General features: G+C 65.9%; 15 protein-coding genes, 1 tRNA gene and 1 pseudogene. 6 read left to right on the top strand and 11 right to left on the bottom strand.

The features are described 5' to 3' along the window. Positions 1–7: 7 nt before the first annotated feature. The 8 genes from pheT to ACO05N_RS04130 form a co-directional block, all read right to left on the bottom strand. On the bottom strand, positions 8–2,434 hold the full coding sequence (gene pheT, locus ACO05N_RS04165; RefSeq protein ID WP_422055924.1) for a phenylalanine--tRNA ligase subunit beta: 2,427 nt from the start codon (positions 2,432–2,434) through the stop codon (positions 8–10). Continuing rightward, the gene (gene pheS, locus ACO05N_RS04160; RefSeq protein ID WP_422055923.1) at positions 2,431–3,519 is read right to left on the bottom strand and encodes a phenylalanine--tRNA ligase subunit alpha; all 1,089 of its coding nucleotides are present in this window, start codon (positions 3,517–3,519) and stop codon (positions 2,431–2,433) included. The genes pheT and pheS overlap by 4 nt, the downstream gene beginning before the upstream one ends. Positions 3,520–3,570: 51 nt before the next feature. Next, the gene (locus ACO05N_RS04155) at positions 3,571–4,194 is read right to left on the bottom strand and encodes a LysE family translocator (protein WP_422055922.1); all 624 of its coding nucleotides are present in this window, start codon (positions 4,192–4,194) and stop codon (positions 3,571–3,573) included. An 81-nt stretch (positions 4,195–4,275) separates the two neighbouring features. Then, complete coding sequence (gene rplT / locus ACO05N_RS04150) at positions 4,276–4,641, bottom strand: 50S ribosomal protein L20 (RefSeq protein ID WP_145848216.1); 366 nt, start codon at positions 4,639–4,641, stop codon at positions 4,276–4,278. 13 nt (positions 4,642–4,654) lie between these two features. Continuing rightward, positions 4,655–4,858, bottom strand: a complete 204-nt coding sequence (gene rpmI / locus ACO05N_RS04145) for a 50S ribosomal protein L35 (protein ID WP_066581118.1) — start codon at positions 4,856–4,858, stop codon at positions 4,655–4,657. Between the two features lie 149 nt (positions 4,859–5,007). After that, positions 5,008–5,379, bottom strand: coding sequence for a DUF2809 domain-containing protein (locus ACO05N_RS04140; protein WP_422055921.1), 372 nt, complete (start codon positions 5,377–5,379; stop codon positions 5,008–5,010). A 1-nt stretch (position 5,380) separates the two neighbouring features. Next, a complete protein-coding gene (gene hisN / locus ACO05N_RS04135) occupies positions 5,381–6,163 on the bottom strand; it encodes a histidinol-phosphatase (RefSeq protein ID WP_422055920.1) in 783 nt (260 codons plus the stop codon). Positions 6,164–6,204: 41 nt separating this feature from the next. Continuing rightward, the gene (locus tag ACO05N_RS04130) at positions 6,205–6,969 is read right to left on the bottom strand and encodes an EipA family protein (RefSeq protein ID WP_422055919.1); all 765 of its coding nucleotides are present in this window, start codon (positions 6,967–6,969) and stop codon (positions 6,205–6,207) included. 166 nt (positions 6,970–7,135) lie between these two features. Here ACO05N_RS04130 and ACO05N_RS04125 point away from each other — a divergent pair. Next, positions 7,136–7,225: transfer RNA gene (locus ACO05N_RS04125), tRNA-Ser, on the top strand. 239 nt (positions 7,226–7,464) lie between these two features. On the opposite strand, the pseudogene ACO05N_RS04120 reads toward ACO05N_RS04125, so the two are convergent. Next, positions 7,465–7,878 (bottom strand): annotated as a pseudogene (locus ACO05N_RS04120) (tyrosine-type recombinase/integrase); the annotation flags it as partial. A gap of 104 nt (positions 7,879–7,982) precedes the next feature. On the opposite strand from ACO05N_RS04120, the gene ACO05N_RS04115 reads away from it, so the two are divergent. Continuing rightward, the gene (locus ACO05N_RS04115; protein WP_422055918.1) at positions 7,983–9,122 is read left to right on the top strand and encodes a JmjC domain-containing protein; all 1,140 of its coding nucleotides are present in this window, start codon (positions 7,983–7,985) and stop codon (positions 9,120–9,122) included. 54 nt (positions 9,123–9,176) lie between these two features. Continuing rightward, positions 9,177–11,072: an asparagine synthetase B family protein gene (locus tag ACO05N_RS04110; protein WP_422055917.1), complete on the top strand. Its 1,896-nt coding sequence runs from the start codon at positions 9,177–9,179 to the stop codon at positions 11,070–11,072. Positions 11,073–11,099: 27 nt separating this feature from the next. On the opposite strand, the gene ACO05N_RS04105 is transcribed toward ACO05N_RS04110, so the two are convergent. After that, positions 11,100–11,261: a hypothetical protein gene (locus ACO05N_RS04105; protein WP_422055916.1), complete on the bottom strand. Its 162-nt coding sequence runs from the start codon at positions 11,259–11,261 to the stop codon at positions 11,100–11,102. Positions 11,262–11,373: 112 nt separating this feature from the next. Further along, on the bottom strand, positions 11,374–11,532 hold the full coding sequence (locus tag ACO05N_RS04100; protein ID WP_422055915.1) for a hypothetical protein: 159 nt from the start codon (positions 11,530–11,532) through the stop codon (positions 11,374–11,376). A gap of 254 nt (positions 11,533–11,786) precedes the next feature. On the opposite strand from ACO05N_RS04100, the gene ACO05N_RS04095 reads away from it, so the two are divergent. The 3 genes from ACO05N_RS04095 to ACO05N_RS04085 are packed head-to-tail and all read left to right on the top strand — an operon-like array spanning position 11,787 to position 13,863. Next, the gene (locus ACO05N_RS04095) at positions 11,787–12,707 is read left to right on the top strand and encodes a hypothetical protein (RefSeq protein ID WP_422055914.1); all 921 of its coding nucleotides are present in this window, start codon (positions 11,787–11,789) and stop codon (positions 12,705–12,707) included. Then, positions 12,704–13,606 (top strand): sulfotransferase domain-containing protein, encoded by a 903-nt coding sequence (locus ACO05N_RS04090; RefSeq protein ID WP_422055913.1) that lies wholly within the window; start codon positions 12,704–12,706, stop codon positions 13,604–13,606. The genes ACO05N_RS04095 and ACO05N_RS04090 overlap by 4 nt, the downstream gene beginning before the upstream one ends. Beyond that, entirely contained in the window at positions 13,603–13,863 is a 261-nt protein-coding gene (locus ACO05N_RS04085; protein WP_422055912.1) for a PqqD family protein, read from the top strand. Before ACO05N_RS04090 ends, ACO05N_RS04085 begins: the two co-directional genes overlap by 4 nt. The last annotated feature ends 71 nt before the right edge of the window (positions 13,864–13,934 follow it).

Raw genomic sequence — 13,934 nt, 5'->3', positions numbered from 1 at the left:
CCACGACTCAGCCCCGCAGCACCGCGCCCAGCTTCGCCGCCGCAGCGACGACCTTGTCCGCCACCGCCTTGATCTCGGCGTCGGTGAAGCTCTTCTCGCCGGGTTGCAGCGTCACTTCGACCGCGAGGCTCTTCTTGCCGTCCTCGACGCCCGCGCCGGTGAACAGGTCGAACAGCCGCGCGTCGGTGATCACCGCCTTGTCCGCACCCTTGACCGCGCGGACGAGGTCGCCCGCCGCCAGCGCGCTTGGCACGATGAACGCGAAGTCGCGCGTCACCGCTTGCAGCGCCGGGGGCGTGTAGACCGGGCGCGCGAAGCCCGTCGCGCGCTTGGCGGGGATCGCGTCGAGGAAGATCTCGACTGCCGCGACCGGGCCGTCGAGGTCGAACTTCCTGGTCAGGCTCGGGTGAAGCATGCCGAAGGCGGCGAGCACCGTCTTGGGGCCCAGCCGCAGCGTCGCCGACTGACCGGGGTGCCAGGCCGCGCCCGCTTCTCCCATGACCTGAAGGTTCCCGACCGGTGCACCGGCGGCCTCGAGCAGCGCCAGCGCCTCACCCTTGGCGTCGAAGGCACCGAAGGGCTGGGCCTTGCCGTTCGCCCAACCGCGCGGGTTGCGGTCGCCCGCGAGCAGGACGGTGAGGGTCAGCTTCTCGCCGCCGGCCAGATAGCGGCGACCGAGTTCGAACAGCCGCACGCTCGTCGCGCCGCGCTTCACGTTGCGCGCCGCCGCCATCATCAGCCCGGGCAGCAGCGAGGGGCGCATGACCTTCAGGTCCTCGCTGATCGGGTTAGCCAGCGTCCAGGCGCCGCCGCCGACCGCTGCGGCCTCGCTCTCGGAGATGAAGCTCCACGTCACCGCTTCGTTGAGGCCGCGTGCGGCGGCGGTGCGGCGGATGCGGCGCTCCAGCTTCTGCTCGGGGGTCGCGGTCGGCTTGGCGACCCCGGGCGCGCGGGGCAGGGGGGTGGAGGGAACCTTGTCGATCCCCTCGATCCGAATCACTTCCTCGACCAGATCGGCGGGGCCGTCGATATCGCGCCGCCAGCTCGGCGCGGTGACGCGGAAACCGTCGCACATGTCGGTGAGCTCGCACGGGTCGCCATTGGCGTCGAGCGGCTGGACGGTGAAGCCGAGCGATTCGAGGATGTCCTTCTGCCGCTCCGCCGGGATGGCCAGGCCGCCGAGCGTCTCGGCGAGACGCGGGTCGTAACCGGTGGTGATGCCGACGCGGGGCACGCTGCCCGCGCGTGTTACTTCACTTGCGGTGCCGCCGCACAGCGCCAGCACCAGCCGCGTGGCGATCGCCAGCCCATCGTCGAGAAACTCGGGATCCACACCGCGCTCGAAACGGGTGCGCGCGTCGCTGGTCAGCAGCAACTTCTGCCCGGTGCGGGCGATATGTTCGGGATCGAAATAGGCGCATTCGATCAGCACATCGGTCGTGGTGTCGCTGCACCCCGAATGTTCGCCGCCCATGATGCCGCCAATATCGTGCACCGCCGCATCATCGGCGATCACCGTCATCGTCGTGTCGAGTGTGTAGCTCTTGCCGTTGAGTGCGAGCACCGCTTCGCCTGCCTGCGCCTTGCGCGCGGCCAGGCCGCCGTTGAGCGTCGTGAGATCATAGACATGGAGCGGGCGCCCCAGCCCGAACATCACGAAGTTGGTGATGTCGACCAGCGCTGAGATCGGCTTCTGCCCCACCGCCTTCAGGCGACGCTGCAGCCACTCGGGCGACGGCCCGTTCTTCACGCCGCGTACGATCTGCCCGTAAAAGGCCGGACAGCCCTCGGTATCGTCGGTCCGGACATCCGGCCCGGCGCCCTCCGCCACGATTGCGGGAAGCCCCGACACCACCGCGTCGAGCGGCTTGAGCGTGCCAAGACCTGCAGCGGCAAGGTCGCGGGCAATACCGCGCACGCCCATGCAATCCTGACGGTTCGGCGTGATCGAAACGTCGATGACCGGATCGTCGAGACCAGCATAGTCCGGGAACGCAGTGCCGACCGGCGCGTCCTCGGGCAGTTCGATGATGCCGTCATGATCATCGCCCAGTTCCAGCTCGCGGCTGGAGCACATCATGCCGTTCGATTCGACGCCGCGCACCGCCGCGACCTTAAGCACCATGCCGTTGGCCGGGACGGTCGCGCCGGGCAGGCCGAGCACGCCGACCAGGCCAGCACGCGCATTAGGGGCGCCGCATACGATCTGCAGCGGCGCGCCGTCTCCGGCATCGACGGTCAGCACCTGCAGCTTGTCGGCCTGCGGATGGCGCTCGGCAGTCAGCACGCGGGCAACCTTGAACGCCGCCAGCGCAGTGCCGGGATTCTCCACGCCCTCGACCTCATGCCCGATGCGGTTCAGGCAATCGAGGATCGCGGTCAGATCGGCGTCGGTGTCGAGATGCTCCTTGAGCCAGCTCAGCGTGAACTTCATGCGCCGACTCCCCCCGACAGCGTGGGCACGTCGAGCGCCGAGAAGCCGTAATGCTTCAGCCAGCGCAAATCGCCGTCGAAGAATGCGCGCAAATCATCCATCCCATATTTGAGCATCGCCAGCCGATCGACCCCGGTGCCGAAGGCAAAGCCCTGCCATTCGTCTGGGTCCAGCCCGCAGGCTTCGATCACCCGGCGGTGGACCATGCCGCTGCCCAGCACCTCCATCCAGCCGCCGCCCTCGGCATCGCCGGACCCGCCGATCACGCGCTTGCCATTGATCCACGTGAAACCAACGTCCACCTCCGCGCTCGGCTCGGTGAACGGGAAATAGCTCGGGCGCAGGCGCAGCACGATGTCGTCACGCTCGAAATAGGCCTTGAGGAAGGTCTCGAGCGTCCATTTGAGGTGGCCGAGCGTGATCCCCTTGTCGATCACCAGCCCTTCGATCTGGTGGAACATCGGCGTGTGGGTCGCGTCGCTGTCACTGCGATAGACGCGGCCCGGCGCGATGATGCGGATCGGCGGCTGTTGCGACGTCATCGTGCGGATCTGCACGGGGCTGGTGTGGGTGCGCAGCACCATTGGCCGCTCATGCTCGCCCGCGAGATAGAAGGTGTCGTGCATCGCGCGCGCCGGATGCGTCTCGGGAATGTTGAGCGCAGTGAAATTGTGCCAGTCGTCCTCGATCTCCGGCCCCGTCGCGACGGCGAAGCCCAAATCGGCGAAGATTTCGGCGAGCTCGTCCATCACCTGGCTGATCGGGTGGACCGTGCCTGCTGCGACGCCATCGACTGGCAGGGTCATGTCGAGCGTCTCGCTGGCGAGCTTCGCCTCCAGCGCCGCGCTTTCCAGTGTCGCCTTGCGCGCCGCCAACGCCTCGGTCACCGCCTCGCGCAGGCCATGGATGCGCGGGCCGGTCTCCTGCCGCTCTTCAGCGCTCATCCCGCCCAGTGTCTTGAGCAGGCCGGTAACGCTGCCCTGTTTGCCCAGCGCCTGGACGCGCACCGCCTCCAGCGCATCGACGCCGGCGGCCGCGTCGATCGCGGCGAGAAGGTCGGCCTTCAATTGGTCAAGATCGGTCATCGGAATTCCGTTCAATGGTCTAGTGGCCCGAACCGCAGTCAGGCGCGAAGGTCAAGCCCGACTGCCGAGCAAAGCGACGCCGAACGCGATGAACACGCCGCCGGTCACGCGGTTGAACAGCCGCTGGCGGTTGGCCGGCGCAAGCCACGCGGCGAGCGAGCGGCCGCCCAGCGCGTACATGCTGAACCAGAATGCCTCGATCACCGCAAAGCTGGCGATCAGGACGGTGAGCTGCGGGGCGAACGGCGCGCTGGTGTTGATGAACTGCGGAAACAGCGCGGCGGCAAAGATGATCAGCTTGGGGTTGGAAAAGCCGGTGCCGAGCCCCGTGCCGAACATCGCGATCAAGGATGGCGGGGCGGGCTTCTCCGCCGTGGCATCGCCGCCCGCGACCGGCGCGCGCCACGCCTTGATCCCCAGCCAGACGAGATAGCCGACCCCGGCATAGCGCAGCGCATCGAACAGCATGGGCGAGGCCTTGAGCAACGCGCCCAGCCCGGCAGCCGATGCAAGCAGGCACACCATATTGGCCGTCATCAACCCCAGCATCGACGCAACCGACCGGCGCGCGCCGTGATGGATGCTCTGCACCATGACGTGGAGCATGTTCGGCCCCGGCGTCGCTGAGATCAGGAACACGGCGGTGACATAGAGCCACCAGGTCTGGAGCGTCATCGCGCGATGCCTTCCCGGTCAAGAAAAAGGGCGCCGGTGGATGGTCCACCGGCGCCCCATATTCGGTCGCTACAGGTCGCCTCAGGCGGCCTGGGGCAGAGCCGCCTTCGCCTGCGCGATGATAGCGGTAAACGCTTCACCTTCGTGCATAGCGATGTCGGCGAGGACCTTCCGGTCCAGTTCGATGCCGGCGAGCTTCAGCCCGTGCATGAACTGCGAATAGGTCAGGCCCTCGGCGCGGACGCCGGCGTTGATGCGCTGGATCCACAGGGCGCGGAAGCTGCGCTTCTTAACCTTGCGGTCGCGATAGGCATACTGGCCGGCCTTCTCGACGGCCTGGCGTGCGATGCGGATGGTGTTCTTGCGACGGCCATAATAGCCCTTCGCCTGATCCAAAATCCGCTTGTGCTTCGCCTTGGTGGTTACACCACGTTTGACACGTGCCATGGTCTGCTACTCCTTACTTGAGGCCGTAGGGCGCCCAGAGGCGCACATGGCCGGCATCAGCTTCGGACAGGACCGACGTGCCGCGGTTGGTGCGAATATACTTCGCGTTATGGCTGCTCAGGCGGTGACGCTTGCCGGCGACGCCGTGCTTCACCTTGCCCGTTGCGGTGAATTTGAAGCGCTTCTTCACACCGCTCTTGGTCTTCATCTTGGGCATTTTCGTCTCCTTTTACGCGCGACGAATTCTCGAACAGCCACGGCAGCCCTTGTTAGCCGGGCGGTTCCTGAATCGCGGAAAGGCGGGCGCTTAGCGGGTTGGGGGCGGTTTGGCAACCGGTTGCGCCACCGAGCCGCGCCTCTGATCCTTCAACCACGCCCGAGCATGCGTTCGGCCAGCACGGCGACACCTGCCCCGGCGGCGTAGGCAAGGAAATCCTTCCAGTCGAATCCGGTGCCAAGCAGCGTGCGCGCGAGCGGGCTGTCGCGCCAGCCGAGCAGGTCGAGAATGCCGATCAACTGCCCCAGCTCGACCAGCGCCGCGACCGCGAACGCTGCCGCCGCTGCCGGGACCACCGCAATGCGCGTGGCTGCGCGCAGTCCACAATAGACCAACAGCACCGCGAGCGTGTCGCCCAGATGCGGCCGCACGAATCGGTCGCGGACATAGAGCGCGATCACCACCTCGATCGCGAACAGCGTCACCGCCGCCAGCGCATAGCCGCGGTGCAGGCGCAGCATCTCAATGCCCCCGGCAGCCAAGCGCCTCGACGATTTCCTCGATTCGCGCCGGGTCGCCCGCCGCGATCACCTCGCCAGTGCTCCCCGCGTGCAGCGGATCGCCCTGCCAGTCGCACATCCGCCCGCCCGCGCCCTCGACCACCGGGACCAGCGCTGCGAAATCGTGCAGCTTCAGCCCCGCCTCGATTACCAGGTCGAGATACCCCGACGCGACCAGCCCGTAGTTATAGCAGTCGCCGCCCAGCACGGTGCTCATCACCGCCGCGTCGACATGTTCGAATGCGTGGAGCTGGCCATCGGTGAACAAAGCTGGGGAGGTGGTGGCGAGCAGCGCCTGTGACAGCTGGCGGCACCTGCGCGATTCGGCTGGCTTGCCGTTGAACAGTGTCGGACGTCCGGTCACGCCGAGCCAGCGTTCGTCGATGATCGGCTGGTCGATGATGCCCAGCACCGGCCAGCCATCCTCCATCAACGCGATCAGCGTGCCGAAAATCGGTCGCCCGACGATGAAGCTGCGCGTCCCGTCGATCGGGTCGAGCACCCAGGTCCGCCCGCTGCTGCCTTCGCGCGGCCCCTCTTCCTCCCCGATGATGCCGTCCATCGGGCGTTCGGCGACGATCAGACGGCGCATCGCCGCCTCCGCCGCCTTGTCCGCCAGCGTGACGGGCGAGGCGTCGTCCTTCGCCTCCAGCCCGTGTTCGGCGCGGAAATAGGGGCGGATCGCCGCGCCCGCCGCTTCGGCAAGGCGCAGGGCAAGGTCGATATCGGCTTGGCTGACTGGCATCCGTCCCGCCTAGCGGGGCACGCGCCGGAATAGAAGGCCGATCAGAACGGCAACCAGCGCCGCTTTTCGCTGAACTTCATATAGCCGACATTGGCCCCCGCGCGCCACCCGACGCCCAGCCGCACCGGGATCAGCACCACATCGCCGCGACGCAGATAGGTGGCGGAAAAGCCGCCGACGAAATAGAGGCGGCCCTCGCCGGCCGGGAAGCGCTTGTACAGCTCCTGGCTGTCGTAGAGATTGTAGACTAGCACGAACACCTTGTTGGCGTCGCCGCCGATGTCGAAGCCGACCGACGGCCCGGTCCAATAAACGTCGCGCTCACCTTCGACCGCGTGGATCATCTTGCCCGATCCATAGCGCAATCCGACGACCACGGCACCCGAGCCTTCGGATCCGGCGATATAGGCATTCGGCTCGCCCTGATCCTTCAGGATATCCTCGATCAGCGCGGCCAGCCCGGTCGCGCCCTTGCCGAACACGTCCTCGGCCGCCGACACCAGGCGAACCCGGTCGAACGTGACGGGTGCTTCCGGCTTGGTCAGGCCACCAGCCTGGGTGCTGCTCTGCCCCGCAGCCTGTTCCACCGGAGTCGCCGACTGCGCGGCCTCGGCGGGTGGCGCTTCATAGGGCGCGCCGGGATCGACCGGCTCGTCGCGTGGCGCGGGCTGCGCGGGAATTGCAGTCTGTGGTCGGTCGAGATCGGCGTCGATGGCGGTATCGGGATCGACCTTCTGGATGCTCTGCGCTTGCACGGGCGCCACCGCCAGCGCCGGCACAGCAAGCGCCATTCCGATCCACCGCATCAATCGTCGCATATAGTCCCTCCGCAGTCTCGCATGTACGCCCGGCGATGGCGGCGCGGCAATGAACCGGCGATGACCCGAGTCGATTTCGCGCCCAGCCGCCGCAAATCGGCCCATTGATCGCTAGCCAGACGCTCGCTATAGCGCGCCTTCGCCGCAGGCATCCGGAGACGTGGGTGAGTGGCTGAAACCAACGCTTTGCTAAAGCGTCGTACGGGGAACCGTACCGAGGGTTCGAATCCCTCCGTCTCCGCCATTTATCTGTCTGCCATCGGTCGCATCCGACCGAAATAGCCCACGGTTCAAGCGTTTAGGACCAGTCGGCGTCGTGCTGGGACGCCCGCGTTCGCGGCAAATCGGATCAGTCTTTAGGGTTGGTTTTAGGGTTGAGGGATGTCGCATAGGCGCCCCATTGCGCCATGAGTTCGCGCCGCTTCTCGAGAGCATCCCCGCGCCGGTACGCGCGCTCGACATCGCCCCCACCGCATGGGCGAGGGCCATTTCGGCGATATCCCGAGGGAACGCGGTCTTCTCCCCACACAAGTCGCGGAGGCTGGACCGAAAACCGTGCACCGTGCAGTCGGTCACTTCCATCCGGCTAAGGACCATCTCCATCGCCATGCTGGACAGCGGCTTTCCCGTATTGAGGCCCGGGAAGACGAAGGGGGCGACCCGCGGAAGCGACTCGAGAAGTTCGAGAGCCGGCGGCGAACGCGGCACGCGGTGCTCCTTGCCCGCCTTCATCCGATCGGCCGGGATGATCCATCGTCCTGCGCTCAGATCGAATTCGCTCCAGCTCGCCTGGAGCGCTTCGCTGGTGCGGACCGCCGTGAGGATGGTCAACTCCAAGGCGCGTGCCGAGAGTGCCTCGCGCCCCGTCCCGTAACAGGGGCCATTTACCCCCCCCACCGTTCGTCCATTGATACCGACATCCGGCTTCTTGCCGTCGGTCCCTCAAACGTGCCGTCTATCCTGATCGGTCGCGACGGCTTACCAGCGGCGGGATGCAGATCATGACTCTTCAAGACCTGACGGGCGACGGCGAGAAGGCGTTCAGGCAGGCTTTTGCTGAAAAGACGCGCTGGAGTGGGCCAGCGGCGATCGATGGAGACGCCGCCGCCGGGCTTTTCTCGTTTCTGACGATCGACCGGCTGCTCGCAAGCGGCACCCTGGCGGTGGACCAGTTGCGTGTGCTGGTCAGCGGGACCGAAGCGATGCCGTCGCTGTATACCGATGCGGGCGGATTGCGGCTCGATGCCATACAGTCCTTCCTGCGTCAGGGGGCGACGCTGTCGCTCAACGACATCGGGCGTTGCGTGCCGGCGATCGGTGCGCTCGCGGCGGCAATCGAGCGTGCGCTTGGCGTGCGCTGTGGCGTCAACGCTTATGTCACGATCGGCGACAAGGCAGCGTTCCGCCCACATAGCGATGGGCACGATGTGCTCGTGCTCCAATGCTACGGAGCCAAGCGATGGTATTCCCATGGCGAGCCGCAGCCCTACCCGCTGGTCGGGGCGCAGGTCGGTCAGGCCCCGGCTCCCGTGTGGGACCAGATAATGGTGGCCGGCGACCTGCTCTATCTGCCACGCGGCGAGGTGCATTCGACGTTGCCGGAACGCGCACCCTCCGTGCATCTGACTTTTGGCCTGACCGAGCCGACCGGGGTCGACCTGCTGCGCTGGCTGGTGATTCGCGCGGCCGACGATCCCGTGTTGCGTCGCGATCTGGGCAGTACGATCAGTTCCGCGGAGCGGGCTCCGCGCATTGCAGCGGTCAAGGGGGCGCTGCACGCGCTGATCGACGACATTTCGGTCGAGGCGTTTTTCGACGATCAGCGGTCGAGCCGCGAGCTGCTGCCGTTCGTCAACGCCGCGCAGGGCTGCATGCTCGACCCGACAATGGTGCTGACATCGGCGCTCCGGCGGCCGGTCGATCTGAAAACCGATGTGTCTGGCGAAGCGGTGGTGGTGCTCGGCGGTCGACCGTCACGGCTGTCGGCACTGTCGCGCCGCCTGCTCGCCACTGTGACGGCGGAGAACCGGATCACGCTGGGGGCGCTGGCAGCTGCGGTGGGCGCGATGCCAACGGATGCCGAATTTGCCGAAGCTCTGACCACCCTGTTGCAAATGGCGTTGATCGGGGTAACCGACTAGACATCACGCGACGCTCAGTTCGCTTCGTTCGCTGCAAGAAAGTCCCTGAAAAACGTGAGTGCGGTGTTTGGCATCATCCGGTTCGACGGAAGTCCCGTAACCGATGACGCGTTGAAGCGGATGGGGGTGGCGCTGCAGGCGCGCGGGCCGGATGGTATCCGCCACATCCGGCTGAGTAATGCCGGACTTGGTCACTGTCTGTTGCGCGTCAACCGGGAAGACCGGTTTGAACGCCAGCCGGTGACCAGCGGCAGCCTGACGCTGGTGGCCGATGCCCGGATCGACAATCGTGATGAGATTGCGCGGGCGCTGGCGATCAGCCCGGACGATCTGGCGCGGATGTCGGACAGCGACGTCATCCTTGCCGCTTATCGCGCCTGGGGTGCGGAGTGCGCGGACCGGCTTCTGGGCGATTTCGTGTTCGCGGTGTGGGATGCGGAACGAAAGACGCTCGTCATCGCGCGCGATCCGATCGGGATGCGTGGCATCCACTGGTACCGGGGAGACGGGTTTGCGGCCTTCGCGACCGAGGCCAAGGGGCTGATGGCATTGCATGAGGTGCCGCGCGACCTCGACCCGACCCGACTGATGCGCTCGGTTGTCCGCGATTTCCGGTCGAGCGCGAACAGCGGTCTGGTTCCGGGCATCGGGACGATCCGGGGCGGCACCGTGCGCAGCATCACGGCAGACGGCGATGCGACCGACACATGCTATTGGCGGCCCCATGCGGCGGCCGAGCATGAGGGGCGCGATGCGTCCTATTACCACGAAACCTATCGCCGTCTGGTGGGGGAGGCGATTGCGTGCCGGGTACGGCGCCTGATCGATCCGCCGGGCCTGTTGCTCAGCGGCGGGTTCGATAGCGCGATCATCGCCGGGCTTGCCCGTGCGCCCGCGGCAGAGCTAGGCCATCGGGTGGTGAGCGTGACCTCCGCCATGGCCCCCGATGGCGGCACCGTCGAGACCCGCGCATTCGATGCGCGGGAGGGCGCGCAATGGTGCCACGATCATATGCCCGATCTCGACCATGAATGGTGGGTCCGGTCGGACGAAAGTCCGCTCGACCGGGGCGGCATGGCCGATCATGTCTCGGACGATGTGCCGTTGCAGCTCGGCTTCGTGTTCGACGGCATGTACGCCAGCTTGCGTCGGCGCGGCGCGCGGACCGCGTTCGACGGGATCGGGGGTGACGAAACGATCAACCCGCGAACGCCCGCCCGGCTCGATGCATTATGGGCGTCGCGCAGCTTCGCGAAGCTGTGGCGCGAGGCGCGGGGCGAGGCGGCGGGGTCGCGGGTCGGGGCGCTGCGGCTGATGCTGGGTGCGATGATGCCCGAATGGTTCCGGCGCTGGCGGCACGGTGCACCCGAGCGTGACGGCATCTACTGGACCCGGCATTATTGCCGCCCGGACCAACTCGATCCACTGGTGGCGGAAGGCGCGGTGCAGATGCCGCAGCGGACCCGGGTCCGGGATCGTGCGGCGCGGCTTCGCACACTCGACCTGCTGCAATCGCGCGCGCGCCAGAATAATGCCAATGAAGCCGCTGCACGGGGACTGGAACTCGTCCGTCCGATGCTTGACCGGCGGCTGATCGAATTCGGGTTGGCCATCCCCGATGATGTTCAGCGTGTCGGTGGCCGCAGCCGCATGTTGGCGCGATCCGCTTTTGCCAAGGTCCTGCCGCCTGAGTTCTCGACGCGCGAGAATTCGCAGGAGTGGCTATTGCCGCAGAGCCTGGATGTGCTGCGCGAGGCGGCAGAAACGATGCGCGGCGATTTTGAACGCTGGCGCGACAAAGCGGAGCTGCGCGACGCCATCGATATCGACCGGTTGCTTTCAGATCTGGCACCGGACCGCCTCGAAAAGGCCGATCCGGTCCAGCTCGCAACGATCGCGCGGCTTTATCTGACCGCGCGACACATCGCCTGGTTCCGCGGTTTCAACTGAAAACGCGAAACCGCGGATTAAAGCCGCTCAGGACGGTCGGTCGCTCGGCACCGTGGACTCGATGAAGGTCGGCAGCTCGTTGTTCGCCGTATCTTGCACGTCGGAGGCGATCAGCGCCGGGGCCACCCATGGCTTGCGGCCAGCGGGATAGCTCTCGGGCAAGCAAGTGTCGGTACGGTTGGAGGTCATGTTGTTCTCCATCGGCGTGGCGACCTACAGGCAAGTGATAAGATGCCACATTTCGGGCGGGACACGGCAACGTCATTGCCAGGGCATCCGACCCCAGCGGCAAGCGTGGCTATCAGGACGGCCGGTCGGTCGGCGTCGTGGACTCGATGAAGGTCGGCAAGTTGTTGTTCGCCGTATCTTGTACATCGGAGGCGATCAGCGCCGGGGCAACCCATGGCTTGCGGCCAGTTGCCTGTTCCGTCACAGCATCGAAACTGTTGGTGTCAGTCATCAATTTTCCCCAATCGAGACGCTAGTCAAGCCCGATTGCCGTAAGCGGCAAGAGCCGTCAAGATGCGCATATTGGGTGACGAAACATTATGGTAGCGTTTCCTAGGACGATCAGTGCGCGGGACATTCGGCGATCGCTTATTCCGGGCTGGAAATGCCGGCGCATTTGCAGATGGCAACGAACCGAATATGGGCTAGCTGGTCGTCGCATTTTCGGTGCTTGTTGCGCCGGCTCGAACAGGATCTTTCGGCTTGTTGAATTATCTGGTTTGCGGGCACATCGTTGCGAGTGATCTGGTTCTGGCAGCGTTCACGCCCACACTGGCAGGCGATGCCGGGCCGGAGGTCGTGATCACGCGCGTCGACTCGCTACCGACCATGGCCGATGTTCAGGAAACCGGCCCCAACTGGATGTTGTCGGCGCACCAATATCGTCTGCGCGTTCCCGGCATCGTGGATATGCTGGTCAGTCACGGACGCACGATCGACTATGTCATGCTCGGCGAAAGCGATGCCGACGCGGCCGCCTTTATCGCGTCGACCGGTATGGGCGCACTGCTGCATCAGCGGGAGGATGTGGTGCTGCATGCCAGCGCGGTCCGGGTGGGAGCGGGGGCAGTGCTATTCTGCGGGCCGTCCGGTGCCGGCAAATCAACGATCGGCGCAGCGCTGGTCGAGCGCGGTTATCCGCTGGTCAACGACGATTTTTGCGCGCTGCGCGAGACGTCCGGACGCGTGATGCTGTTCGCCGATGGGCGGCAGCATAAATTATGGCAGGAGGCGGTCGACCAGCTGGCTGTCGACGCACGCGTGGGGGCGGCGGTGCGGCCCGAGTTGAACAAATTCTATGTAACGCCGAAACAGTCGGTGGCGCAGGAAACGCCGTTGCCGGTAACTGCGATCTACGCCCTGAAAGAGGACCGGCGGACGGCGCAGCCTGCGATCATTCCGCTTAATCTGGTCGATGCCGCGCGTGCCGTGCGACGCAATGCCTATCGCCCAATGCTGACCCGGCTGATGGGGCAGCAACAGCTCTACTTCCAGATGACTGCCAAGCTGCTCGCCCAGGCGGTGGTTGCGGATCTCGTCCGGCGGCTCGATTTTGCCGACCTGCCGACCGTGATCGACCTGCTCGAACGGCAATGGCGCGAAAGCGGGCTGGACCGGACACCGTGACCCGGCGCGTCTGGCTTGCCTCCTACCCCAAGTCGGGAAACACTTGGGCGCGTCTGTTGCTCGCCAATATCGGGCAGGATGAACCTGTCAGCATCAACGACTTTGGCGGGAAACGGGGCGGCATCGCCAGTGCGCGCGACTGGTTCGAACGCGCCTTGCACCTGCCATCGGGTTTGCTGACGCATGACGAATGCGATGCGCTGCGCCCGCTGATGTACGCGGCCGGAGACCCTCTGGCGGCGGCACGTCCGCCCGCGCCGACGCCGGTCGGTCACCTCAGCTTCTGCAAGGTCCATGACGCCTACCACCGGCTGACCGATGGCAGACCCTTGCTGGGTGGAGCGGACGGAGCAATGGGGGCGATCCTGATTGTCCGCGATCCACGCGACGTCGCGGCGTCGTTTGCCAACCATCTCGGTCGCGATCTCGACCAGGCGATCCGGGTCATGGCCGATCCCGGGGCCGGGCTGTGCGACATCGTTACGGCGCAGCGCAACCAGCTGCGTCAGCGGCTGAGCAGCTGGAGCGGACATGCAGCATCGTGGCTCGAGCAGCAGGATGTCCCGGTCCACCTCGTCGCCTATGAGGCACTACACCGCGATCCGGTCCGGACATTGGTCGAGGCCTTGGCATTTTGTGGCGTCTCGCTCGGCGTCACGGAGGCGGCGCGCGCCGTCAGCTTTGCCGATTTCGACGTGGTACGCACGCAAGAGGAGCGCGAAGGATTTCGCGAGGCACCGTCCCATGGCGGCGGGGGCGGCCGATTCTTCCGGTCGGGCAGGGCCGGGGGCTGGCGTGAGGAACTGACCGACAATCAGGTGCGTGCAATCGAAAGCGCGCATGGCGTGATGATGCGCAAGCTTGGATACAACTTGCATTTTCCGGAGGTGACTGAATGACGTTGACGCGAGCAGAGGGCTGGTTGGTCGCCAGCGTATCCGACGAAATCCTGATGCTGAACATTGAACGCGGGGAATATGTCGGCCTCAACGAAACCGGGGCGGTGATCTGGGAGCTGCTTGAAACGCCACAGACCATCGAACAACTGGTCGCAAGCCTGCTCACTCGGTTTGAGGTCGACGCAGTTCAGGCGACCGCAGAGGTCAACGCCTTCATCGAACAGGCGATGCAGAAGGGGATGGTCCAACAGCGCTGACTCGGCGCGCGACCGCCATTGTAACAACCGGTTCGGAACCGACCGGCGCGGCGATCAATGTCTAGCCGCGC

The sequence above is a fragment of the Sphingomonas sp. genome (genome assembly GCF_965227385.1).
In the GTDB taxonomy this organism is placed as follows: domain Bacteria; phylum Pseudomonadota; class Alphaproteobacteria; order Sphingomonadales; family Sphingomonadaceae; genus Sphingomonas.
Note: the sequence above shows the minus strand (reverse complement) of the source record. Positions and strands in the feature narration are given on the sequence as shown.